General features: G+C 57.8%; 18 protein-coding genes, 1 tRNA gene and 1 pseudogene. 3 read left to right on the top strand and 17 right to left on the bottom strand.

Annotated elements, in window-relative coordinates; all coding sequences use genetic code 11:
• Positions 1–8: 8 nt before the first annotated feature.
• The 13 genes and pseudogenes from DXT59_RS10875 to DXT59_RS10815 form a co-directional block, all read right to left on the bottom strand.
• On the bottom strand, positions 9–1259 hold the full coding sequence (locus DXT59_RS10875; RefSeq protein ID WP_116136906.1) for a Tm-1-like ATP-binding domain-containing protein: 1251 nt from the start codon (positions 1257–1259) through the stop codon (positions 9–11).
• Entirely contained in the window at positions 1256–2080 is an 825-nt protein-coding gene (locus DXT59_RS10870) for an SDR family oxidoreductase (protein ID WP_116136905.1), read from the bottom strand. Before DXT59_RS10870 ends, DXT59_RS10875 begins: the two co-directional genes overlap by 4 nt.
• Positions 2077–3477 carry a transaminase gene (locus DXT59_RS10865; protein ID WP_116136904.1) on the bottom strand — a complete coding sequence of 467 codons (1401 nt, stop codon included), beginning with the start codon at positions 3475–3477 and terminating at the stop codon, positions 2077–2079. Before DXT59_RS10865 ends, DXT59_RS10870 begins: the two co-directional genes overlap by 4 nt.
• Positions 3478–3571: 94 nt before the next feature.
• A complete protein-coding gene (locus DXT59_RS10860; RefSeq protein ID WP_116136974.1) occupies positions 3572–4927 on the bottom strand; it encodes an aminotransferase class III-fold pyridoxal phosphate-dependent enzyme in 1356 nt (451 codons plus the stop codon).
• A gap of 5 nt (positions 4928–4932) precedes the next feature.
• Positions 4933–5664, bottom strand: coding sequence for an HAD-IA family hydrolase (locus DXT59_RS10855; RefSeq protein ID WP_116136903.1), 732 nt, complete (start codon positions 5662–5664; stop codon positions 4933–4935).
• The gene (locus DXT59_RS10850) at positions 5661–7097 is read right to left on the bottom strand and encodes an NAD-dependent succinate-semialdehyde dehydrogenase (protein ID WP_116136902.1); all 1437 of its coding nucleotides are present in this window, start codon (positions 7095–7097) and stop codon (positions 5661–5663) included. The genes DXT59_RS10855 and DXT59_RS10850 overlap by 4 nt, the downstream gene beginning before the upstream one ends.
• A 79-nt stretch (positions 7098–7176) precedes the next feature.
• Entirely contained in the window at positions 7177–7860 is a 684-nt protein-coding gene (locus DXT59_RS30930; RefSeq protein WP_116136901.1) for a methyl-accepting chemotaxis protein, read from the bottom strand.
• Positions 7857–8828 carry a WD40/YVTN/BNR-like repeat-containing protein gene (locus DXT59_RS10840; RefSeq protein WP_116136900.1) on the bottom strand — a complete coding sequence of 324 codons (972 nt, stop codon included), beginning with the start codon at positions 8826–8828 and terminating at the stop codon, positions 7857–7859. The genes DXT59_RS30930 and DXT59_RS10840 overlap by 4 nt, the downstream gene beginning before the upstream one ends.
• Before the next feature lies 1 nt (position 8829).
• Positions 8830–8874: pseudogene (locus DXT59_RS31575) on the bottom strand (hypothetical protein); the annotation flags it as partial.
• On the bottom strand, positions 8858–11218 hold the full coding sequence (locus tag DXT59_RS10830; protein ID WP_116136898.1) for an efflux RND transporter permease subunit: 2361 nt from the start codon (positions 11216–11218) through the stop codon (positions 8858–8860). The gene DXT59_RS10830 and the pseudogene DXT59_RS31575, both read right to left, overlap by 17 nt.
• A gap of 60 nt (positions 11219–11278) precedes the next feature.
• The gene (locus tag DXT59_RS10825) at positions 11279–13072 is read right to left on the bottom strand and encodes a DUF1302 domain-containing protein (RefSeq protein WP_420823383.1); all 1794 of its coding nucleotides are present in this window, start codon (positions 13070–13072) and stop codon (positions 11279–11281) included.
• 102 nt (positions 13073–13174) lie between these two features.
• Positions 13175–14536 carry a DUF1329 domain-containing protein gene (locus DXT59_RS10820; RefSeq protein ID WP_116136896.1) on the bottom strand — a complete coding sequence of 454 codons (1362 nt, stop codon included), beginning with the start codon at positions 14534–14536 and terminating at the stop codon, positions 13175–13177.
• A gap of 326 nt (positions 14537–14862) precedes the next feature.
• On the bottom strand, positions 14863–15576 hold the full coding sequence (locus DXT59_RS10815; protein WP_162878029.1) for a helix-turn-helix transcriptional regulator: 714 nt from the start codon (positions 15574–15576) through the stop codon (positions 14863–14865).
• A 948-nt stretch (positions 15577–16524) separates the two neighbouring features.
• Here DXT59_RS10815 and DXT59_RS10810 point away from each other — a divergent pair.
• Complete coding sequence (locus tag DXT59_RS10810) at positions 16525–17298, top strand: TetR/AcrR family transcriptional regulator (RefSeq protein ID WP_116136894.1); 774 nt, start codon at positions 16525–16527, stop codon at positions 17296–17298.
• Between the two features lie 383 nt (positions 17299–17681).
• Here the strand turns inward: DXT59_RS10810 and DXT59_RS10805 are convergent, their stop codons facing one another.
• From DXT59_RS10805 to DXT59_RS10795, 3 genes are all read right to left on the bottom strand, one after another.
• Positions 17682–18296 carry an AlbA family DNA-binding domain-containing protein gene (locus DXT59_RS10805; RefSeq protein WP_116136893.1) on the bottom strand — a complete coding sequence of 205 codons (615 nt, stop codon included), beginning with the start codon at positions 18294–18296 and terminating at the stop codon, positions 17682–17684.
• A 264-nt stretch (positions 18297–18560) separates the two neighbouring features.
• Positions 18561–20591, bottom strand: coding sequence for an ATP-binding protein (locus tag DXT59_RS10800; protein ID WP_116136892.1), 2031 nt, complete (start codon positions 20589–20591; stop codon positions 18561–18563).
• Positions 20592–20724: 133 nt separating this feature from the next.
• A complete protein-coding gene (locus tag DXT59_RS10795; RefSeq protein WP_116136891.1) occupies positions 20725–21318 on the bottom strand; it encodes a recombinase family protein in 594 nt (197 codons plus the stop codon).
• 225 nt (positions 21319–21543) lie between these two features.
• On the opposite strand from DXT59_RS10795, the gene DXT59_RS10790 reads away from it, so the two are divergent.
• Together DXT59_RS10790 and DXT59_RS10785 are read left to right on the top strand one after the other, a co-directional pair.
• On the top strand, positions 21544–23670 hold the full coding sequence (locus DXT59_RS10790) for a DEAD/DEAH box helicase (RefSeq protein WP_116136890.1): 2127 nt from the start codon (positions 21544–21546) through the stop codon (positions 23668–23670).
• 13 nt (positions 23671–23683) lie between these two features.
• Entirely contained in the window at positions 23684–24328 is a 645-nt protein-coding gene (locus DXT59_RS10785) for a DUF2290 domain-containing protein (RefSeq protein WP_116136889.1), read from the top strand.
• 205 nt (positions 24329–24533) lie between these two features.
• Here DXT59_RS10785 and DXT59_RS10780 read toward each other — a convergent pair.
• A tRNA-Ser gene (locus DXT59_RS10780) sits at positions 24534–24624 on the bottom strand.
• Positions 24625–24657 lie beyond the last annotated feature (33 nt).

Here is a 24657-nt window from a genome sequence, read left to right as displayed (position 1 = left end):
GACGGCTCCTATTGTTCTGTCACGCCCGGCGGAATCAGTCCGGCTTCGACCCAGTTATCGAAGATGCCGAGTGCCTCGTCTGTAAAGGCGCGATCGTTGATATGCATGTCGAGAACGCGCAAATCGACCGGCGGCTCGATCAGTTGCTTGTATTCATCGATGAAGACCTGATGCCCTTGCGGATCGTGCAAGGGCTGGCCCGGCGCATCCCAAGCGTGAATGCCTTGCAGCGGAAGCAAGAATGCGGTCGGCCCCTTGGCCGCATTGACCTTGCTCGCGACGAAGCGCGCGAGCTCGCGTCGCTCTTCGCTCGTCGTCGTGACCGACGCAATCAGGCGGTTGTGGGCGTGGTAAGGGCGGCCTCTATACCTCTCAGGCAACGGCGCCCATGTCTGGACATCCACCATATCGCTCGCGCCCGGCGCGATGATCTGGGGAACGCCAAGGCGACCCGCGGTCTCGAGTCGTGAAGCACCCGCGTTGACAACGGACCCCCGCAGAATGTTGCTCAACTCGCATAGCGCAAGATCGAAGACCGCCACAAACGTGCCCTGCTCGATCAACGACTCCATCGCCCGTCCGCCCATGCCCGTGCAGTGGAACACGACCGGCTCGTAGCCTCGCTTTTCCAATTGAGGCGTAAGTTCGACCATGTAGCTCAGGCAAGACTTGCCCAGCCCGCCGATAGCCACACGTGGCCGGGCGGCCTTGGATAAGGTTACGGTGCTGCAAGCCCCGAGGACGGCGCCGGCCGCCTGGCTCAACGTGGCCCTGCAGATCGAATTCAACCCGTACAGGCCACCGGCCCATAAAATCATCATGACGTCGGCAGCGAGCCGGTCGGGTGGGATCAGGTGGGAATACGCCACCGTCGTCACGATGAATTTCGGCATACCGAGCGGCAATGCGGCGGTGACGTCGAGCGCTAGGTCGGTTCCCATCGTGCCGCCCAGCGCGAGCACGCCATGCACCTGCCCCTTGGCATAGAGATCCAGCGTGAGCTTGACCGCACCTTCCGCCATTTTGGTCATGGCGGCGTTTTCGTCGCCCAGCGCGGCAATCTCCTTCAACGTGATGCCGGCTGCGGCCGCGACCTTCACGTTGGAAATCTCCGGATCGAAGACAGGCGTTCCGAGCACCCCGACATCCATGATGACGCCTGAGGCGCCCTCCCGCTCGATGCACTCCTTCATGAACAGCAGTTCGTCCGACTTGGTATCGGCGGTGCCAACAATTAAAATCTTCAATCCCGACTTCACGTTTGGCTCCCGTTAGCGACGCCGGCGCGCTCCGCGGCCCAGAGTTCTTCCATCGCGTACCCTGATTCGGGCAACGTCGTCCCGCCATCCACGACGATCGTTTGTCCCGTGATCCAACTCGCTTCCCGACTGGCGAGGAACAGCACCGCGGACGCTACATCGTCCGGCCGTCCGGGGCGCCCCAACGGTATGTAACGGGTAAGCCGTCTCAACGTCTCGGCCTGACTCAAACGACCCCGATCCTTTGTCACCATTCCAGGTTCCACTCCATTGACCGTGATGCCACTGCTGGCCAACTCCAATGCAGCAGCCTTGATGAACCCGTTCACACCGGCCTTGGCCGCGGCGTAATGGGTGGCGCCCGCCATCGCGACACGCGGACCCGTGATTGACGAGGTGATAACGAACCGGCCGGCCGCGCTGTGCCGAAGCGCGGGCAAGGCCGCTTGCAGAAGCCAGAATCCGCTTTTGAGATTGAGCGCAAAGGTATCCTCGACGACTTGCTCGTCAAGCGCTTCCAAGCCAAGCCACCGACACCCGCCCGCGTTATGGCAAACCACATCCAGGCGGCCGTCGGTAGCGCACAGCGCTTGATCGACCATCGCCGATATCTCGGCGCGCTCGACCCCAAAGGGAACGACGTGAGCGCGGATACCTTCGGCCTCGAGTTGGCTCGCAACCTCCTGCGCGCTGGACAGCGTTCGATTGGCCAGCACGAGCTGCGCGCCCGCGCGCCCGAGCGCAAGCGCGATGGCCCCGCCGATACCGGGGCGCGCGCCGGTTATCAGCGCGACCCGACCGCCAAATTGGAAGTGACTCATGCGAGCCCCCCGTGCTCGAGGCAATTTGCCGCGAGGAACTCGCAGAATTGCTCGAAGACTTCGATATACCTGTCGGTGTCCGCCGCGGTGGAAGCCGGGCACATCAGGAGCATGCAGTGGAATGGCGTAATGAGTACGCCGCGATTCAGAAAATAGACGTGCAGCAGGGCCTCCAGATCGCCGTCACGCCCCGCGGACACCTCCGCGGCATTCCTCGGCGCAGCCGGCGCGAACATGATTTCGACGCGCGCCCCCAACTGCTCCACGTACCACGGAAGATCGAACTGGCTAACGATGCCTCTCAAACGCTCGGCGAGATCCTCCGCGAGTCGAACCATGCGATCGAACGCGGCAGGCGTCAGCACTTCGGCCAGCACGGCGCGAACGGACGCCACTTGAAGCGCACTGCCCGCCAGCGTGCCGCCGAAACCCAGATGCGCGCTTTGGCGCACCTTGGTCGGATCGACCTTGGGGACCTTCTCCCACATTCGGCGAGCCACATCGTCGCTCACGCCATACAAGCCAACCGGGATTCCTCCCCCCACCGCCTTGCCCAAAACAAGCATGTCAGGGTCGAGTCCGCGAAGGGCCGTGTACCCGCCCGGTCCCGTCGAGAACGTATGCGTTTCGTCGATCAAGAGCAACGTGCCGTGTCGGCGGGTCGCCTCGCGCAGTGCTTGATGAAACCCCGGCTCAGGCGCGACCATTCCGTAGTTGGTCATGAACGGCTCGGTCAATACGCAGGCGACGTCCCGCGATGCGAGCTTCTCTTCGAGCGCCGCGATATCGTTGAATTCCACCACGGCAGAAACGCGCTCGTGGTCCACCGCGTTGGGATGGATGCCATTGCGCATCACCATCTGCCCCGACGAATCGAGCGTGACGTGGGCCTCTTCGACCGAGCCATGGTAGCAACCGCTAAACACGAGGACCTTCTCACGCCCCGTAATCATGCGAGCGATGCGGATGGCCGCGCGATTTGCGTCGCTGGCTGACGTCGTAAAACCCCAGTACGGAAGACCGAATCGCCGGGTCAGCTCCTCGCCGACCCACGACGCGTGCTCCGTGGGCAACATCAGCGTCGCACCGCGCTCCATTTGCTCGGAGACGGCTCGTGTAACGGCCGCCGGCGCATGTCCGCACATGGCGCCCGTGTCACCCAAACAGAAGTCGACATACCGTTGGCCATCCACGCATTGAAGCTGCGTGCCGGAAGCGTCTTTCGCAAACACCGGAAACTTGCCGGCCCAGCGACGGAACCAATGCGATGGCGCACCATACAGATAGTGGCGCTGGCCCTCTTCGAATAATTGCTTAGAGATTGGGTGCAGATCCGCAAACGCGTCCTGCTCACGTTCCAAGGCATCGCGAACCCCGGACTCACTGAGTCGATTCATGAATCGCTTCTCCGTACATGACGACGCTGCCCGGTCGCGTAACAAAGCGCATTTGCACATCGTCGTCCCGTCGATTTGGCTAGTTCCGCTTGGCTTACCGCTCGACCGCCATGAATGCGCCTTCGAGGGCATCGCACAGAAAATCGACTTCGCTGCGGCTAATCGTGAGCGCGGGCGATAGGATGATGTTCGGTCCCGACGTACGCACCATCGCGCCTCGCGCATACGCTTCGCGCGCCACCATCGTGACTTCCTTGGCGCCTCGGCCGAACGGCGCCTTGGTCGCCTTGTCGGCCACCAGTTCCATCCCGGCCATCAGCCCGATACCTCTGACATCGCCTATCAGACGTGACTTCCGGCCCAGGTCCGTGAGCCGTTCCATCAAGTACTGGCCTTGCTGCGCTGCGTTGGCAACGACGCCCTCGCGCTCGATAAGATCCAAGGCGGCGAGCGCCGCCGCCGCGGCCACGGGGTGTCCGCTATACGTATAGCCGTGCGAAATCGCAGCGCCCGACGCATCGCCCGACCGGAACACGTCCGACACTTTCTTCGATATCGCTGTGGCGCCGAGGGGGACGTAACCGGAGGAAATCCCTTTCGCCAGGCACCAGATGTCGGCCTTCACATTCCAAAGCCGGGTGCCGAACAACTGACCGGCGCGCCCGAAACCGGTCACGACTTCATCGGCGATCAACAGCACGCCATATTTGTCGCAGATCTCGCGCACGAGAGGCCAATAATTCGGAGGAGGCACGATCACGCCGCCCGCGCCTTGAACGGGCTCGGCGATGAACGCCGCAACCGTGTCAGTGCCCTGGAACAAGATCTCGCGTTCGAGCAATTGCGCGCAGATTTCGCCCAGCTTGATCGGGTCGTCCGTGTAGGGATTGCGATAGACCCAGGGCGTGTCGATATGGAAGCAACCTGGCAGAAGCGGCTCGTAGGGGCGGCGGAAGTTGGTATTCCCATTGACGCTCATTCCGCCGAAATGCACACCGTGGTAGCCCTGCTTCAGCGAGATGAACTTCGTGCGGTCTGCTTGCCCGTTGACCTTCCAATACTGGCGGGCCAACTTCAGCGCGCCTTCGACCGCGTCCGAGCCACCACTACTGAAGAACACGGAAGCTACGCCGTCCGCCTCCATCATGCGTACGATGCGTGCGGAAAGCTCGATTGCACGCGGGTGTGTCGTACCTCTGAAGGTGTTGTAATAAGCCAGTTCATCGAGCTGCGCCACGATGGCGTCGCGAATTTCCGTCCGCCCGAATCCGAGATTTACACTCCAGAGCCCGCCGACGCCATCGAGCAGTTTGTTGCCGTCCGCATCCCATATCCAGCTTCCTTCGCCGCGCGTGATGATGTCGGGGGGCGTATCCATCATCGCCTGCGGGTGAGCCATCGGATGCCATAGGTACTGTGCGTTAGCCGCCTTCAGCTCGTCGAGCGTCATCTTGTTCATGCCAATTCCTCTACCGGTAGGTTGAGCCGCGTCGCGATTGCGGCGATATTCCCATTGATGTCGCGCAGGTCGAAGTACTGCACTTGCAGGCCTGCCTTTGCAGCACCGACGACATTTCGCATTTGGTCATCGACGAACAGGATCTCGTCGGGGCGCGTCTTCAGTTCGTCCACCGCGAGCTGATAGGCGCGTCGATCGGGTTTCAGAATCCCGGTGTGCGTCGCATCGACGATGACGGCCATGTCCTTGAGCACCGACATTTGCGCAAGGAACTCCGGTCCGTAGAAAAGTTCAAGTTCGTTCGAAAGAATTCCGACGAGGATCCCGTTGGCTCTAGCCCGACGGATCAGCTTCACCATGCCGGGCCGAACGACCGCATTGGGGTCGGTCTGGCGCGTGCGCGTCAGCATGGCGCGCACGGACCAATCCCGTTCGCCGATCGCCGCGCCCACCTCGCGCGCGCGGATTGCCCAGTAATCGCGCTCGCTAATTTCGTCGCGCTGCATGCTCTGCCATAGCATGTCTGTCGACGGATCGATCGGGCCGAGCCAGGTCAACGTTTCAGGTGGCAGTCCCAGCGCCGACTCCGTCTCGCGGTGCCGCTCAAACACGGAAACGCTGATGACGCTGCCGAAATCCAGGAGTAATGCTTTGGGCGGACGTTGGGGAATGGCCGCACGCGCCTGCGCTAGTCCGCCGCGGTTCTTGGGGAGAGAAAAGGCGTTCATTGAGCCACCGAAACGAGTTTGAGGTCCGTGTATCCGAGCAACCCCTCAAGGCCGCTTTCGTGGCCGAGCCCACTTTCTTTCACGCCCCCGAATGGCGTTTCAGGTTGGGAAACACCAAAATGATTGATGCCGACCATGCCGGCTTCCAGCTCTAGCGTCAGACGATGCGCCAGGTCGAGGCGATTCGTGAATCCGTAGGCGGCGAGCCCGACAGGAAGACGGTTCGCGCGTGCGATCGCCTCATCGAGATCGTCAAAAACATCAAGCACGGCGATTGGGCCGAACGGCTCCTCGTTTTGAACGCGCGAATCCAACGATGCATGTTCAATGACGGTCGGCTCGAAGAAATATCCCGGCCGCGTCAGCTGCTTTCCGCCGCAGGCGATTGTTGCGCCATGCTGCGCGGCATCGTCGACGAACGACTGCATTTCGAGCACCCGGCGACCCTCGATCAGCGGGCCGAATTGCACACCCTCGTCCAAACCCGCCCCAATCTTGAGCGAGGAGGCGCCTTGCACAAACGCTGCACGGAACGCTTCGTATTGAGCGCGATGCACGATAAAGCGAATCGGCGAAGCGCAAACCTGGCCCGCATTTCGAAACTTTGCGGGGACCGCCAGCTTGGCGGCTTTGGCGCCATCGTAGTCTTCGCACACGATCACCGGCGCGTGGCCGCCGAGTTCGGCGGTATATCGTTTGATATGCCGTGCCGCTTGCTCACCGAGCAGCTTGCCCACGCGGACGGAGCCCGTGAACGAGATTTTTGCGATCCCAGGGTGAGCGATCAGCGTCGATGAAATGAACGCAGGATCGCCCGCAACGAGGTTCACGACCCCTTCCGGAATGCCGGCATCGACGAAGCATTGGACAATCGCCATACACGTGGCAGGCGTTTCCTCGGCAGGCTTGATGACGACACTGCATCCCGCGGCGAGCGCGCCGCCCAGTTTCCGCGAAGGCAGGTTCGCGGGGAAGTTCCAGGGCGTAAATGCCGCCACAGGACCGACGGGAACACGCATGACCGTCTGACTTGTCACATTGGACAACCGAGCAGGCACGCCGCGAATCGGCAGGCGTTTGGCTTCCTCGGCCAGGAAATCGATGATGTCGGCAGAAAGCGTGACTTCGCGAACAGATTCGGCGAGCGGCTTGCCTTGCTCGAGGGTCAGGATGGTCGCGATTTCTTGCACGCGTTGACGCATGAGTGCAGTCGCGGCGGTGATGATTCGAAACCTTTCGATGGGCAACATGCGCGACCATCGGCTGAAACTGCGCCGCGCAGCCGTAGCAGCGCTTTCGAGTTCGTTGGGGCCGGCGACGGGAAGACGGCCGAGCAATTCCCCATCGGCCGGATTGAGGACTGCCACAGAGCCTTCGTCAGTCTGCTCGATCCACTGGCCGTCGATGAGCAGTTTCAGTTTCGGGTATGTCATGGTGCGAGCCGTGAGAATTTGTTAAATACATTCTCTGTCTCGCCATACCCGCAAACAATCAGCCTTTGGGTGGAATCTGTCAGCCAGCCGCCATCACCTTGCGCACGTTCTTCACGTTTTCCGAAACCCGTTTGACGAGCTTGTCCGAATCATCCGCCAGCTTTTTGATTTCCGCGGCGACCACTGCAAAGCCGCGCCCCTCTTGGCCGGCGCGTGCGGCTTCCACTCGTGCGTTGAATGACAGGATCGAGAGCGCACGGATGGTTTTCAGTATTTCTTCGACGTCTGAAAGAATCGCATTGGTCGACGATGTCATTGCCGCAAAGCGCTGTTCGGCTGCAATTTGCGCGGCGCGCTCGCCTTGGACCTCGATGACGAGCCCTTCCAAAAAGAGCAACTTTCCCTGTTCGTCGAAAACGCCGCCACCCACCTCTCTGACCCAAACGAGCTGTTTGTCGGCCCGCCGCACGCGATAGTCCACCGTCCACATTTGCCGAGTTCGCAATGCGGTGGTGACCCAGTCGAGCACGTATTGCTCGTCGGCCGGCTCAGTGAGAGAGGGCAACGTTCGCACGACGTTTCCGATGAAGTCCGACGCGGGGTAGCCCGTGAGCGAATGAATGCCATCGGTGGTGAAAACCAACGTGTAGTCGTTGTCGTTCAGACACCGATACAAAAATCCCTTCATCCTGCCGGTAATGCTTTGCATGATGGCAAGCTCATTGCCTGGATCACGCATCTGCGATGTCGTCATCTTGCTCATTCGCGACCTACGACGCCATCCTTCGAAAACAAAACCGGCACATGGGTCTGCGACAGCGCAACTGCGGTAAGCGCTTCGCGGCCCTGCCGATGCGTTGCCGCGAATCGCTCCGCATCGGCCAACCCCGTTATTTCAGTGCCATCGAGCCCGACACCGAGCACGCCCGCTCCATTCGCGATGAGCGCGGTAATGGAACTCGTCGTGCCGGAATCCACCTTGGCCCAGGTTTCGCCGTCGTCGCGACTCGCGTAAAGATGGCCCAGCAATCCGCCGACGAATACTGTTCCATCCGAGGCCACGGTGCCGGCCCACAAGCTTCCCTTGCCGCCCGTCTGCGTGTAGTCCCACGTCGAGCCGCCGTCGCGCGAGCGCAAAACGAGCCCTTGCTCGGACGTCACGAACAGAGTGCCGTGCGCGCTCGCGAAGATCTTGAACAAGTTTCGGTCGGCCTTGGTTGCACCCGGCGCTGGGCGCAGCTTGATGGTGCGCCAATGCGCGCCCGCATCGTCGGTCTCGAGCATCAACGACCATAAGCCCACCGCCCAGCCGTGGCGCGCATCGGCAAAATGGACGGAAAACAGCGGCTGGTCTGTCGAGGTATCCGCGCGCTGCAATTTCCACGTCTCCCCGCCATCATCGGTAGCAATGATCACTCCCCATTGCCCCACTGCCCAGCCGTGAGAAGCATCCGCGAAAAAGACATCGGAAAGGGTGGCCGAAACAGGCACGGTGCGGGCCTGGCGAAAAGTCTTTCCGTCGTCGTCCGAAAGCAACACGATCCCATGCGTTCCGACGGCAACCAGCCGCACGCCGGCACGCGCCGCTCCAAGCAGCATGTGATGCGTCGCATCGCGCCAGGCGTGGGCCGGGGCGACCTCAATCGCCGCCGGCGGCGCGTCGCCAGCGCTCGCCACGCTAGAGAAAGCGATACACAAAGACACCGCGATACCAATAAGCTTCGTTTTCATATCAAATGGCTCGTCGAGCTTGCTTCCAGTCAGTGGCTGAGTAGCCCGGGGGCGCGGACCGGCGTCCGGCGAGGAAATACACGCTCAAGAACGACCGCCAGCGCCGGCAACGCGGTCATCGCCATCACCAGGTTCACGATGAACATGAACGCCAGCAGTTTGCCCATGTCCGCCTGGAACTTCAGGGCCGAGAAACTCCAAGTGGCGACGCCGATGGCCAGCGTGATTGCCGTGAAGATGGTCGCTATCCCAACTTCGAGCATCGCATGCTCGACGGCTTTCACGATCGACTGGCCATTGGCCATGTGCAGCTGCAGGCGGTTATAGATGTAGAAGGCATAGTCCACCCCGATGCCCACCGCCAACACCATCACGGGGAGCGTTGCGACGGTCAGGCCGATTTGGAGCTCCTTCATGAACCAGTAGCCAATAAACGTCGCCACTGTCAAAGGCGCACAGCACGCCACCATCGCCCGCACATCGCGATAAGCAAGGAATACAAGGATCAGGATCGCCGCGTAGACGTACAACATCATCGGCAACTCGCTTTTTTGCACTTCCTCGTTGGTGGCTGCAATGACACCGGCGTTGCCCGCGGCCAGGCGAATGTTGAGACCGTTCATACGATGCGCGGCTCGATAGCGCTTCACGTCGTCGAGAATACGATTGAGCGTCGTCGCCTTGTGATCCGCCAGGAACAAATGCACGGCAGTCATGCTGCAATCCTTGTTCATGTAACCTTTGATGCGCCCGATTTCGGCAGACAGCCCCCCATAGTTGCCCGGGTCGATCGGCACGACGGCCATTTTCGGATTGCCTTCGTTGTATCCCTCGTTGTAATCGCGCAGCATCGCGGGATAAGACTGGACCGATACCACGCCCGGTTCGCTCTTCATCGACGATGCAAAGTCGTCCTCGAACAAGCCGACTGCCGGGTTATCGCATGCCGAGCCAGTCGATTCGAAGACCACCGTCAGCCAATCCAGGCCGACGTCGTAGTTGCGTGCGATCGATACGGCATCGCGATTGAAGCGTGCGTCCGCACGCAATTCGGGGGCGCCGGGCTGTAGCGTACCGATCACGCGGTCCTGGCTCTGCCATACCGCGACGACGAAGATGACAACGGTCAAACCGACGACCCAATAGGCGTTTCTAGGCTCAGCAACCCTTGCGAGCTTGCGCAGCCACGCCGAGCGCCGCTCCCGCTTCTCGAGCGCCCTATCCGCATACGCTTTCGTGAAATTGAAGAAAGACGCTGCGACGGGCAGCATGACAAGATTCGTCAATATTTTGTAGCCGACCCCAAGCGAAGCCGTAATTGCCAGCTCGCGCACCATGGGGATGGGGATAAGCAGCAGCGTGACGAAGGAAACGAACGCCGTAATGAGCGCTAGCGTACCCGGCACCAACAATCCACTGAAACTGCTGCGCGCAGCTTCCATCGTGCTGTGGCCGTGAGACAGCTCTCGGACGATGTAGTTGACCTGCTGAATGCCATGCGAGACACCAATTGCGAAGACGAGGAATGGAACGAGCACGGCCAGCGGATCCAAGCCAAAGCCAAGCAGCTTGAGCGTGCCGAATTGCCAGACGAGCGAAGTCAGCGAGCAGACAATCGGTAACGCGGTGAATCGCACCGAATGGCAGTACCAGTAGACCGCAAGCGCGGTGAGGAGCAATGCGATGCCGCAAAAGCCGAGCACTGCCTTGGCGCCGTCGGCGATATCGCCGATCTGCTTGGCGAACCCGATGATTTGGATCTCGTACCCGGCATCTTCGAACGGCTTGCGAATCTTCTCGTCGAGCAGATGATTGAATTGGACATAGTCGAGCACTGTTCCGCTCGCGTCGCGCTCATTGAGCTCGGCCGTGATCATGGCGCTGTCGCCGTTGTGCGAAACCAGCGTGCCGATATATCCGCCGTTGGTCGCGGACTGGCGAATCCGCGCGACAACGGCCGGGGTCAACTGATCAGGCGTGATCGTTCCGTCGATCACGGGGTTGGCGCGAAAGCCATCCTCCGTAATTTCGTTGACAAAGGCATTGGGCGTCCATAACGATTGAACGCCTTGACGATCGACGTTCGGTAGGAAGGTCACCGCCTGCGTGACTTGATACAAGCGGGTCAATCCAAGCGGCGTCCAAATGCTGCCGTGACGCGCGCGTACCACTACCGTTATGCGATTGGCGCCGAAAAGGTCCTTGCGATACTTCTGGAATGTCTGGATGTACTCATGACCGATGGGCATCTGCTTTTCGAAGCCGGCCTCCATGCGCAGCTGCACGGCAAAGACTGCCATCGCGGCGGTAAAAAGCGCAATCGCAGTCACGACAAGCACGCGATGCCCGAAAAAGAAACGCTCAAGGCGGAGGACGAAACGATTCAACACGACGATCTTCCCTTAAAGGTCGCGGCACGCGCTCGCGTGCCGCGTTACAACCTCTACCGATCAGAAGTTGCGGGTCACGAACATCCCGACGAAGTTGCGGTCCGCATACGGCTGACCCACGGTGTTATGTCCTCCGAAGAACGCCGTATAGTTGATGCCGGCCTGCCAGACTGCCGGATTCTGGTTGAACAACACATAGAAGTTCAGTGACTTCGCACCCTGCATGTAGTTGGCCGAGAACGTCGGCGTATAGCCATACAGTGCATCCGAGAACGTGATGCCGGGCGTCACTTGCCAGCCGTGAATCAACGTACCGTCATAGGTCCAATTGAAATCGACCGTAGCGCCGACGGAGCTGGACGTTCCTTGTGCCTGAATAATCGGATAGCCCAGGCTCGAGCCGTTATTCAGCCACGCGAAATAACCGGCGGCGGGCGCCTGCGTGACCGCCTGGCCATTGATCGTGCGCGTCACGCCGTTCGAATTGAGCCCAGGGTAGTAGATCCAAGTCAGTTCGGCGGTGAGCAAGGCCATATCGGCATGCAGCAGCTTCAGGAACGGATACTCGCTCTGCGTCAGGCTCAACTGACCGTTGATGTCGTATTGGAACTTCTTCTTGTCCGCCCATTGCTGACAATCGGCGCCAGCGATGCCGTTTGTGTTCGCGTCGAGCGCGCCGCCGGCGCCGAAGCAGCCGGTCAGTGCGACAGCATCATGCGGCCGATAGGACAATTCAGTGCCAATCGCCCAGTCGCCCAGTGCGAAGTTGGCGCTTGCACCGAATAGTTGCCGATTGGCGAGGTACGACCACTGACTCGAGCCGTTAGCCAGGGTGGAAAGCACGGGCGATTTGTCCGTGTAGTTCTCGTAATAGAACCCGAAATTGACATCGAGGTTCTTCGGCTTGTAGTTGAGTTTGACGCCGAACTGCGGTTTATATTGCGACGGCAGCACGGTGGAAACCGGCACACCGATCGAATTGAACGGCGGCCCGGCATATTGACCATTCACGAGCCCCTGATTGATGCCGGCGATCGTCGCGGAATTTCCGCTGTTGGGTCCGGCAATCGTCCCTGCGTCGACGCCCCCGACGTTGAAGTTCCCCGAATTGACGGTAGCGGGCTCCGCACCGCGCCCGAAGTTGTTGGCGACGGACCAATAGGTGCCGACCGGTGGATAGCGATTGCCGTTCCACTGAAACTGGTAATAGGCTTCCGTGCTGAAGCCGTGGCCGAGCCCGGCGGCGAAGCTCAGCATCGGGGCCGGCAGCAAGGCCTGCTTTAATTGCGTTCCCGGGATTAGCAACGACTGAACGTCGACTGAATTCGTTGCGTTGATCCCGCCCGTCGCGAAATAGCTTTCGCCCCAGTTGATCACCTGATTGCCTAGCCGCACGTGGGCCGGCTGACCACCAAGGTTAAAGTCCTTCTCGCCCCAAAGATCGAGAAGCCGCACAGGGTATTTGACTTGCGCGAGCGCGGAACTCGACAAAGGTGTGCGCGCGGTGTCGTTCACGAGGAAGTCATACATGCCGGTGCCGCGAATCATGAACTTGTAGCCTTCGCTCGGCATCGTGAGAAGCAGCTCGCTCGTGGCGCTGATATAAGCGCTAAATGGCTGTCCCTTCTTGTAATTCAAGTCGCCGTTATCGCCGAAGCCCCACTGATTCACGTTGGCTCCGGTGCAGCCGTAGGCGTTCGGATCGCCGGTCAGGGAACAGCTAGGATTCTTTGTCCGAATCCCGGCTCCCGCCGTCAAGTTGGTTACCCAAGATCCCGAGAGATCGCCCAAACCCGTAGAGAAATCGTATCCGTATGCGTTCGCCGCGAAAGCGCTCAGCACGGCAACCGACATCGACGCACCCACCCCTGGTCTTTTCATCGCTCATCCTTCGTCCGTTGTTCGCGGCGTGCGCCTCATCGGGCACGCCCGTCGCCAATCGATTGGCTGTCCTGCTTACCGCTCGCTGATCGAGCGCAGGTTCTCGGCGCTGTAAAAGCCCGAGGTGAAGTGCGGGTCGTTCGACTGTTCGAAGTAGTGAATGTCAGCGCCAGCGCCAATCACGCTTTGGTCAGAGACATAGCGCCCCGATGTCAGGTTGTATTGCGCGAAGGGTTCGACGTCACACGTGCCGCCCAGCTCCCAAACGGGGATGGGGTAGCCTTCCTTGGCCTTCCAGAGCTTGCCTTGGGCGTCGTAATCTTCCCCCGCCAGGGCGAGATAAGTATCCTCGTCGAGGTACAAGACCTTTTTCTGCGAAATGTGCCGCATGCTGGGCTTGAGTGTCGCTTCAAGCACATACACGCGATGAAGTTCGTAGCGCCGCGCCGATGGGTCGACCGAGTCCGGTTTGTAGACGTCGTTGACGCCCTTCTTGAAGTCATACATCCCGAAGTCGTTGTACGGGACATACATTTCCTTCTTCCCGATCAGCTTCCAGTCGAAGCGATCGATATCGCCGTTGAACAACCAGGGTTCGTCCACTGTGTACTGGTTTTCGAAACCAATTTGCGGCGCGTCATAGTCATATGAGGGCATGCGTCGAACGCGTCGCTGGCCGGAAAAGTAGTAATACGTCGGCGTGTCGTTATTGGCAAAATTGAACGTCTGCACCAGCCCCTGTCCCGCGAGAGCGGCGGGCGACTCGTAGGAGAAGTAAATCGAGAACAGCGCTTCGTCCGATTGCAGCGCGTTCGCCCCCTTCTTGCCCCATGGGAAGAACAACGTTTGATGGCTGGTCACGTCAATCCAGTCCGAGCTGCCGGGCCGCGGAGAGACAAGTGTGTTGAGCTTGCTCCACTCGACGCCGACGCCGCGATAGCGCGTGAGGTAATTCCAAATCGCCTCTTGCCCGGTCTTTGCCGCGGGGAAAGGCAAGCCAGGCAGCACCGCGGTTTGCAAGTGGTTACCACTTGCGTCGAGCTTGGCGGTACCCGCGTTCTTTTTAATGTTGTCCTGGATCCAACCGGGGTAACCGCAATCTCGGTGCGTCGGATAGACGTCCATCCGATAACCCTTGATCTGCTTGAAAAGCGCCAGTTGCCCGGGCGGCAGCTTGTCCGAATATTTACTCAGGTTTTCCGCAGTGATGGAGAACAACGGCTTTTCCGCTTTATACGGCGAATAGTCGCCCCGCACCTTTCCAACGGACCATCCGGCGGGCGCAGCCTGGGCGCCCTCAAACGCCGAAATTTGTCCGTCCTTGCTGCCGGCCCGGTCTGCTCCACTGATCGTCGTGTCCCCAGCAGACTGCGCCCAGCTTGCCGCAATGGCGCAGCAGCATGCGATTGCCAGCGCGGTTTTGATATAGAAGTGCATCGCGTATCCCTCTCTAAGAGCAACTTGACGCTGGGCAAGGCATTCGGATTTCCGATTGATGCGTGACCAGGTGAAGCGATTCTCGATGTGTCAAATTTGACCGGGGATCAACCGAAGGGATGATTTTCAGCAAGCCTATGGATAACCCCGAGCGCATTTGATTTGTATGAAAGCGGTTCACGGAAGGCTAGCGCCCGAGGAGTCCAAACGTGCGAAAACGCCCCGCGGCGGTCGCGCGCGAAGCGTTGGAATTGAATGCGCGGCTATCGGGCGTCGCCTTAACGGCGATGGAAATGATCGTCCGCAGCGACGGCAAACCGCGAAGGTCAGTGCGTCTCGTACTCGGACATCAGCGACACGAGACTCGCACGGTTCGGCACCCCAACCTTCTCGTAAATTTTCAAGACATGCGACTTCACGGTCGCGATGCTAATGTGCAATGCGTGCGCAATTGAAGCGTTGGTCCGTCCCGACGCCAGTAATTCAACCACGTCGAGCTCTCTCGGCGACAAGGAAAATTCGTTCGTCAATTCCTCGCGGACTTCGGTCTTGCTTCTACCGGTGAAACCCCGCAGGTTGTATTCGATGTAGGGGCTCATCGCGTTCATGACGGCTGCCACTTGAGAAGCGTCATCGCCCTGCTCGAGCAGAAGGCTCATCCCACCGAGAACTCGTGCGCCGGCTTGAAAAACTGCCTCAACGGCGTCTTCATAGCCGTGCGCTTTGACAAAGCGCACATAGTGATGGTGTTCGGGGGTGGGGGTCGGACTGATCGCATGCGTGAGCAACATGGTCCGCTCGCTCATACCATCGAGCCGATGGTATTCGAACGGATCGTACTTGCACATGCCGGCCTTGTACTCGCGGTGGAAATTCTCCGGCACACCCAGGCGGCGGAAATGGCAACTGTCCGCCTCCTGATCGATGACGTAGAACGCCATGGCTTTGACCCTTGTCATGCGTGCAGCGAACGCCATCGTCTCATCGATAAAGCGCCCGTCGATAAGCGAACGGTCCGAACGAGAACAAGCCGACATCATGAGATCCGCCTCCACGCTATCTGGTCAATACCCAAATGCACGCACGATCGTTAATCGATCGCGGAGCCTGGCCGCGGCCGGACCGACCTAACGCGCCGAGACATCCACGCCACGCGCTCAACTCAGTAAGCGCATAACGCGGGTCGCGGTGTTGTCGTCGGCCGATTTCGTAGCTAGGCGCACAAATTTGTCACATGACCCAGTTATAGCGAATGAAAATATTCTTAGCAAGTAGGGTGAAGTCCTAAGCCTCGATGTGCGGCGGCGTTAGAACCGTCCAGCGCCTCGCGCTTAGTATTCGGCAGCACAAGGCCTGGCCCGTTGGGGCGCCACCGGATGGGGTTCGCTCGACATTGCCCGGGATGGCTTCGCATAGAAACTCAGAACGCCCGTCCTGACGCGGCAATCCGATCAGGTAGTCGGTCCAATGATCTTCCTTCTCGGTGACAAATTGGGTCATTTGACCTATTATAAAACAACGATTGCATCGCAGGCCCGGGCAAGGCGGTCCGGAGGATCACCGGGGCGGCGATATTCGCTGAAGGGCCGCAGGAAACGGTAGTCGAGTCGCAGGATGATTGAAGGGGAACGTGATGGCTTGCATGGGAAGGTCGCTGCGCACAATGGTGGACCACTGGTTCGCTCCCCGTCCCGGTGATCGTTTGCGGGTCACGCGTTTTAGCAGAGCGCCTACGACTCACGAGCGGTTTGTTTGCATTGAAGCGATGAGATCGGCAGGGCCGATCTCCATACACTTCTTTCGTCATGAGAATGGTTTCTGGTGTGTCTATCCGCAGAGTCCTCGGCGTCCGACAATGCGGGCCGCGTAGCGCGAGTCGAACGATAACCACCACTTCGAACGACCGGCTTGCACTCTATGAGTCATATGACCGACAATAAGTCACGAAACTCTTAATCGAAACTCTTGTTGCCTGCGGCGTCGAGCCCATGACCAGAAAAACTCCGCCCCGCGAGACCTTGCTGCAGAATCGCTCGCCCGAAAACGACGAGTTGAACCTCCCCCCCGATTCGTTTGGCGACGAACAGGCTGCGATGGGGAACAACGGGAAGCGAGCGCTGACGGAACGCGGGCGCAATGCCGTGGCCCGAATCTTGAAATGCGCGACCGACATGTTCATTACCGAGGGCTACGGTGGATTGACGATGCGCAAGGTTGCATCGGCTGCTGGCATCGCCCTATCGAATCTTCAGCACTACTTTCCGTCTATCGAGCCATTGTTTGCCGCGCTCATGAGGCAAGTGGTCGAAGAGTACGCGAAAACTTACGACAATCTCCGGCACGATCTGTCACTCACAGCCGAAGAACGATTGGAAAAGGTGATCCGTCTTTTGATCGAAGACGATAAACAATCTCGGACACAAAGTCTGTTCATCAACATGTGGGCCTTGGCGCAGACTCACGATTTCGCGCGGGAAATCGTGGATGAAGCATACTTGCATCAACGACGCTGGATTCGCGGCTTCCTCGAAGCCGTCAATCCCGATCTATCCTCGCTGGAACTTTCGTGCAGAGCTGCCCTCATCACGTGCCAAATCGAAGGCCTGATGATTCTCATTCCCCAACGGAATCGATTCCCCTCGGATATCAAGGGCATCGAAGAGGAAGCCGTTAGGTCGATGATGTCACTCGCTCTTGCGGAAAGCGCCAGACAACCTTCTTCGAAGCCCAGAGCCCGCGATCGACGCGCCGATATTTCCTGAGCGGTGGTGACGCGGCGGAAGGGCGAGGCAAGTAGTAATCGGCGGGTGCATTGCCGAGCGTTTAGCTCTGCTCTCTACCCCAAATCCTACCCACAAATGCGGGGGCGAACGCCCTAGAGGGCCGAGAGAATACGACTGGATCTACACCCCAACTCGCCCGCCCAATAAGGCTGAGCGAGATTTCCTGAGAATCGGCGAGAACGCCTGAGAAGCTTGACTGGCGAAGAGAGGGGGACAGGCTCCCCGCCCGATAACGTTACTTAAAAATCAATAGCTTGATCCTGTGGACGAAATATCAGTGTACCAGCAGTTGTGTACCGGCTATCTGTATATTTAGGCCTCAAACCCGCCTTGAGTGTTGCCGTACTCGATCCGGTTGGCAATTACGGATGTGCTGCGCCCAAGGCCCAGATCGCTGCAGCGATGATTGAGCCGACAACACCAACAGCTATTCCGTACGCGCGCTCCGTCCATTTGGCTTTCGGGCTGTTGGCGTTGCGGAGTTCAGCGCGCATCTCCTCGATCTTCTTGTCTTGCTTTTCCAGCAGCTCAATTTGTCGATTCAGAGCATCAACAAGCGCCGCCCCTGCTTGGGGAAGCTCTTGAGGAGTGAGATCGCGAACCATCTCGTTCCACGGCATCGGCTGGGTCATCGTCGCCTTGCGAACGAATGGAACCCCTTCGGCCTTCACAAGTACGGATGACCGCTCCACCTGAATAACCGCAATTGCGTGCCCCTCGTGGGATTCGATTGCGAGGCTTGCCTTAGGCGCCGGCGCAAGGCGCTTCAGGGCCGCGTCGTATACACGACGGAGCTTCGTCCCGTCCACGCCCACGATTTCGGGTGGCTCCTTCACACCAACGACAATCTGCCCACCTTCAGTATTCGCGAACGATGAAATGAGGCTTGCAAGTATCCGAGGGTCTGGTACGGTGGACTTGAACTCAAGTGTTTCACTTTCCCCGGCGAAAATCAGGTCCAATATTTCTTTTTGCACTAATGGCTCCGTGCTTAGATCTCATTGTCGTCGTCCGAGAGTCGACGTTTGCCGACCCTCGGGATGAGGCCAAAATTCTAGCGGATGTCTATGGCGATCGCGGTTCGTGACGAACCTTGGACGCTTCGAAGGTTAGTGGTAGCAAGTTAGCCGACGCCTCTCGGCGCTGGACTGACAGCTAAAACTTTGCAACCGAGTGCAAAATCAATGCAAAGTCAGCCGGTTGCTTGCTTATTCGAGCGGAGGCGTACGGTTCACTAAGAGTCAAAAGCCTGACCTTTTCGTCTTGCGCGAATCACCCACTTTGAATTTTTTCCCAAGCTTACGTCTCACGTTTTCCGGATTCGCAGGGGCTGAAGGGTGGGTCGGCTTTTTCGATACTTGCTGCATATGGGCGAGGAACTCAAGGTCTCGCTCTATGTACTCTCGTTCGATCTCATTTCCGAATTCGAGGGCGGAATGGAAGTCTCGCTCAGCATCACTCAGATACGTCCGACACAATTCCCAAGCACGAGACTTCATATCTCGCGAGGTACCACGATCACGCGCTTTCTCGATACATTTTTTTGCAAGGTCGATCCGGGCCTTCCCCGTTAGTTGGAGCAGCGGGGCATTTCGCTTCAGAGCAGGATTCTTTTTTGTCGCTTCCTCTATTAGCTCGATTGCTTTATCATCTTCTTTGAGTTTTCGCAAGTTTACTGCCGCCCGCCGCAGTTCATTGGATTCAAGGCTTCGACTAGTAGCTGTGGAGTTCAGCGCCGCAGCGATCTTGTGCGACTCTTCATCCTCGCCCAAAGACAAAATTGTCTCGGACAGGGTTAGAAGGGTTGATGCATTATTGGTGTTCTTGATCGTTTCGTAGTGATTTTTTACAAGATCCAAAAGTCGACGTGAGCTTCCTTTTGCAATAGATGCTTGACAATACAGCTCAATCGCGCGGAAATTACTTGGATCCTCGTTGAGCAGCTGTTCGAGCTGTTCAATTGCGTCATCGTTGCGTCCGATGATAATTTTGTTCTCAATCGCCTGGAGTTCTCGCAGCAGAGAGTGACGTGGATGCGCGGGAAGAACACACGTCACTCGCCCCGGCTCAATCACGAACGAAGGGGGAGGACACCCCTCTTCTTGCATGCTTCGAATAATCGTGGGGATCCCTTGCCCCTCCGACTGTGCGAATTGCAGCCTAGAGAAAAAATATGCGAGTGCTTGGTTGCGCCAAAAAGGCGCTGCCTTCCCGCTTTTGAATCTAGCTTCATCAAGCGCACGTGGAAGCTCGCCGGGTGACGCAATCTCAATCCGATCGGAGAACACAGTTACTCGAACAGGCTGATCACTCTCATAGTCACGATGGACGATCGCATTAACTATTGCCTCTTGGAGCGCTTTCAGCGGGTATTTGTGTTGGTTTGGAACCGGGCTTTCCTTGTCGTAAGCAATATAGGCCTCAGCGTTCAGCTGTTCCATCACCTTTCTGGTTTGCTCTAGAACGTTGCCAACAATATCGCGTCGCTCCGCCGTCGGTTCACTCCTGTCCTTTCCTCTGTATATCGAGAAGACGATATATGCGCCCGGCACGAACTTCAAAAGGTCGCGACCAAAAAGCAGCAGCGCGAAATTTCTCGGATGAGAGACCCCGGCCCCACTAGGGGCTAGCAACGTTGGCACAAATGACGAGATCGCCTCCTGAGCCGATAGATAGTCCTCGATCGACTTTTGCGGATCCCAGATCCCGATCCTCTGGAGGGTGTCCCGCAGAGCGACCAGATCAATGTCACTGCCGCGTGCATCGAGTGCCGCGCGCTTGTCCCACGGCGGCAACTGGCCTTTGCGAACAAGTAGTTCGCGGAGCAATCCATCTTTTGCTTCGCGAGTTTCGCGCCCAATGCGAATCCAGTATCTGGACGCGTCGGCCCCGTCAGCGCGGTAGCAATGGGCGTAACCCGTGGACGGAACTACAAAGATGAGAATGCGCTTGTCCTCAGCGCCTTCAACGCGTTCTTCGTATACCACCGGCACAATTGGCGGCTCTACCTTGTCGCGGCAGTGTGCGAGCAATTGTCCTTCTATCTCTCTGAAGCGACTGGAAGTAAGGCCCACAAGCTCGACCGTTTGAAACCCATGAGCGTCCTTCTTCTCAGTCGCGCCGCAAACAATGTACCCGCCGCCTAGATTTGAGTAGTCGTTTGCAAAGGCGACTGCCGTACGCACAAGGTCTTGCACGTCCGCGACGTTCTCTTTCCATTCAACGCGCTCACTTTCACGCGTAGCTAGTTCTTTTAGGTCAATGAGATTCATCTTTTCATTCCTCCAGCGTCGGCGCAGTATATCCCACGCTTACAGCTCCACATGTGCCGCCGCCCGAGCTAGTCCGTAGGTTGCGCACAAAATCAATAGTGAGCTTAACAGCGGCTCGCAATAGGTAGCGAAGTCAATTAGCGCCGGGTTCGCTTGTACAGGCGCGAAGGCGCATGATTGTCTGGCGGCTAGTATTTAGCCTTCGCGCGATGGCTGCGACAGACTCACCCTTCGCGAGCCAACTTAAAGCCTGCGCTTCCTGTCCAGCGTCTAGGGCCCGAGGGCGGCCCAGTACCTTTCCAGACGCTTTGGCTCGCGCCAAGCCCGCCGCTGTGCGTTCAAGCAATAGGTCGCGCTCAAATTCTGCCACGGCGGACAGCACGGCCATTGTCATTTTCCCAGCTGCACTCGTGAGGTCTGCGCCACCAAGCGCGAGGCAATGGACGCGCACCCCAGCCATAGACAGGTCTTCGACGGTCGCTCGCACATCCATGGCGTTCCGCCCGAGCCTGTCCAACTTGGTCACGACCAGCACGTCTCCAGCCTCTAATCGATCGCGTAGCTTTGCAAAGCCCTTTCGCTCTCTCGCTGCTACAGAGCCCGAAACGCACTCGGCAATAACCCGGCGCGGCTCGATGCTGAAGCCCGCAGCCACTATTTCGTGGACTTGATTGTCGGTTGTCTGGTCCGAAGTCGAAACACGGCAGTATGCAAAGACTCTTCCCATGATCTTTCCGGCTGTCCATAAATGATGTACGAAATATCCGTCATGTCCAAAAGTGAGTCAAGCAGATTTTTGTACACAGGTAGACGTCGTGACCACAACCGGACGATTTGCTTCCCCCCATACCCAAGCGGTCTCTAGCAGGACAAGGGCGCGGCGGGAGCCTCTTGGAAACGGGGGAAACATAGCTGACAATGCTCGAACCGCGATGACCATCCCACAATACAGATGACGCTACAAATATATCCGCGCGAACATTCGTTTCGCCATGATCCGAGCGCGCGCGAGGTGCTCGAGTATTTGCGTGACAATCAGAGCAAGCTCGGCTTAGAGGACGCCGCAGTCTTTTGCAACTTCCCGATCTTCCGCGAAGAAGGTGAACTCCTTTCCGCGAAGCTGCTCTTGGTCAGCCCAAGTCTAGGCGTGGTTCTTATCGGTACCGAGCTGCCGAGCGAAAATTCAGACCATGCGATCGGGGCATCAGCTGCTTCTCTTGAGTCGACGTTTAGCCAAATATTTTCACGTCTTGTCAAGTACCCTCGCCTGCGCAGTAGCCGAACCTCATTGGCAGTGACGATGGACGCGTTCGTGTTTGTCGCCGAGACGACATTGAACGTGTCCGCTTACGACGAGCAGGTCGTCGTCGGCTTCGCCGCATTGGACCAACGATTCCGCGGTCTGCGTGCCGCGTCTCCCTTGGATGAAACAGTAATGCAGGAGTTGCTGTCCGTCCTTGATGGCTCGAAGGCGTTGCTCAAACCGGCAGAACGAAACGTCGAGCCATATGGGACAAACTCCAAAGCCGCTCAGATCAGCCGCCTCGAGGACGAAATTCGGCGCTTCGATAGGGAGCAACGACTTAGCTACATGTCGGATATAAATGGCCCCCAACGCGTTCGTGGTTTAGCTGGCTCCGGAAAGACTGTCGTGCTGGCCATGAAGGCGGCAATTACAATGGTCAAGGATCCCGAAGCGACGATTGCCTTTACTTTTTATACCAAGAGCCTGTATCAGCACGTAAAGCAGCTTATTACGCGATTCTATCGACTGTTCGACGACCGAGACCCTGACTGGGACAGGATCATGGTATTGCATGCGTGGGGTGGCGCTTTAGTAGAGGGATTTTACGCCTATACAGCGAGAGCATTTGGAGAAAGAGCGCTCACGTTGCGCGAAGCTAAAGACTTCGATCCGAGGCAACCATTCGATTACGCTTGCAAGCGACTTCTGAACTCGGGCCGAGCGGCCCCCATATTCGACTACGTCTTCGTCGACGAGGCGCAAGATTTTCCCCCTTCGTTCCTGAGGCTAGCGCTTTCAGTCGCCCGAGATGAACGGTTGGTCATCGCATATGACGTATTTCAGACCATATTCGATGTCGAGACCCCAACTGCTGGCAGCCTCTTCGGGACGGACGACCGGGGCGAGCCAGCCGTTAGCTTCGACGAGGACATTGTGCTGCACAAGTGCTACCGCAACCCGCGTGAAGTACTTGTGACGGCGCATGCAGTCGGTTTTGGCATATACGGACCACGCATTGTCCAAATGCTTGAATCTCGCGAACATTGGGAAGACCTGGGTTATCGGGTTACGGCCGGCGAGTTGGTTAGTGGCCATCCTGTCACCGTGGAGCGACCAACGGAAAATTCTCCATCTTCCATTTCGGACAGCAACACTCCAGACGATCTAATCAGGGTCACTGTGTTTAACTCATTCCCTGAAGAGGTCGATTTTTCGGCGAGCCAGATCGTCCATGACATTCGAAGTGAAGGCATTCAACCGGAAGATATACTAGTCATCTGCGCGGATGACCGTAACGTACGGTCCTATTTTTCCGCATTGACTGTAGCGCTTGAAAAATATGGGGTTAGCTGCAACAACCTCCATGAGGAGACGTACGGTCTGAGAGATTTCCAAGCCAAGAACAAGATAACTCTATCAACTGTATACAAGGCTAAAGGTAATGAGGCATATGTTGTGTTTTTGCTCGGGGTGGATGCATTGTTCTATCGCTCGACCGCCAAAAACAGAAATATGCTGTTTACCGCCATGACGCGAGCGAAGGGATGGCTTCGCATGAGCGGGATCGGTCCCGACGCACAGAGGTTCGCCGACGAAATAACACGCGCAAAGAGCAACCTACCTCGTCTCACGTTCAATTATCCACCGGCTGCTGAGCTTGTAGTTATGAAGAGAGACCTTGTGGAAATTTCCGTGGATGAGGTCGAGGACGCGCTCGGGCGGCTGGCGGACGACCTAGAGCCCGAGGAGTACGAGGCTTTATTGATGAGAAGGCTCCGGGAAGTCCGTGCCAGAAAAAGGCAGACTAGCTCTGTCAAAAAGAAGATTCTGTAATTGGTGCGATTCCATGTTTTCTGAACTGCTGCGCCCATATTTCCGATACTCTCGCCTGCGAGCCGAGACAACAGAAAATTTTCGCATAACGCCCGAGGTCATAAGAGTATTACGGAACCTATCTTACTTTGAGCAATGGAAACAAGCAAGGGCGAATAATTGGTTCCACGTAGCACTTGAGGACCATTCGCTCTTTGTGTTCAAAACGGGGGAGGGAGCGAGCTATCATTTCTATGACCGGCCTTTGGATGCCGTTCCGCTTTCTGAATACATTGAGGGAAACGGTGAAACCTATAACGTAAGAACTGTCGAGCAGTTCAAAGAGGAGTATGGCGAATATCTTCTTACTGCCCGAGCAAGAGAGCACGTCACGCCGATTCGCTATGATTTGGATTTTTCCGCATACAGAACAGGGGTGCACCCGGCAGCGCACATACATTTTGGCTTGGACAATCACATAAGAATTGGATTGCATCGTGAGCTAACGCCGCTCTCCTTTTTTCTTTTTGTTCTGAGGCAAATGTATCCGAGAAATTGGGAGTTTCTAATGGAAAGCAACTTGGGACAAAACCTCGATCGACGTATCCGAACTGATCTCAGAGAGATCGAGGCGGCATATCTGAAAGATCAGGACCGCGTTGAACTGGCCTTGTTGTAGCCGGACAGACGTCGGGCAGGCGGCCTTCTCTCGAGCGAATGACTGTTTAACGACGCTTACTAGGGCCACCGCCCGGCTGAAACGCCCTATCGCGGGCATAGTGAAGCCATTGTTTCGGCTCACCCACATTTGATATGTCGGTTTGATAGCCGCGAAACAAAAAACCCCGCAAATCATTGATTTTGCGGGGTTTTCCTCCATCTTCTGGCGGAGAGAGGGGGATTCGAACCCCCGATAGGCGATTAACCTATACACGCTTTCCAGGCGTGCGACTTAAACCACTCATCCATCTCTCCGAGAGCCGCGCATTATAGCAGAACTCTGCTGGC

Source organism: Trinickia diaoshuihuensis (assembly GCF_003390925.1).
Lineage (GTDB): Bacteria > Pseudomonadota > Gammaproteobacteria > Burkholderiales > Burkholderiaceae > Trinickia > Trinickia diaoshuihuensis.
This window is presented reverse-complemented; position numbering and strand designations above follow the sequence as displayed.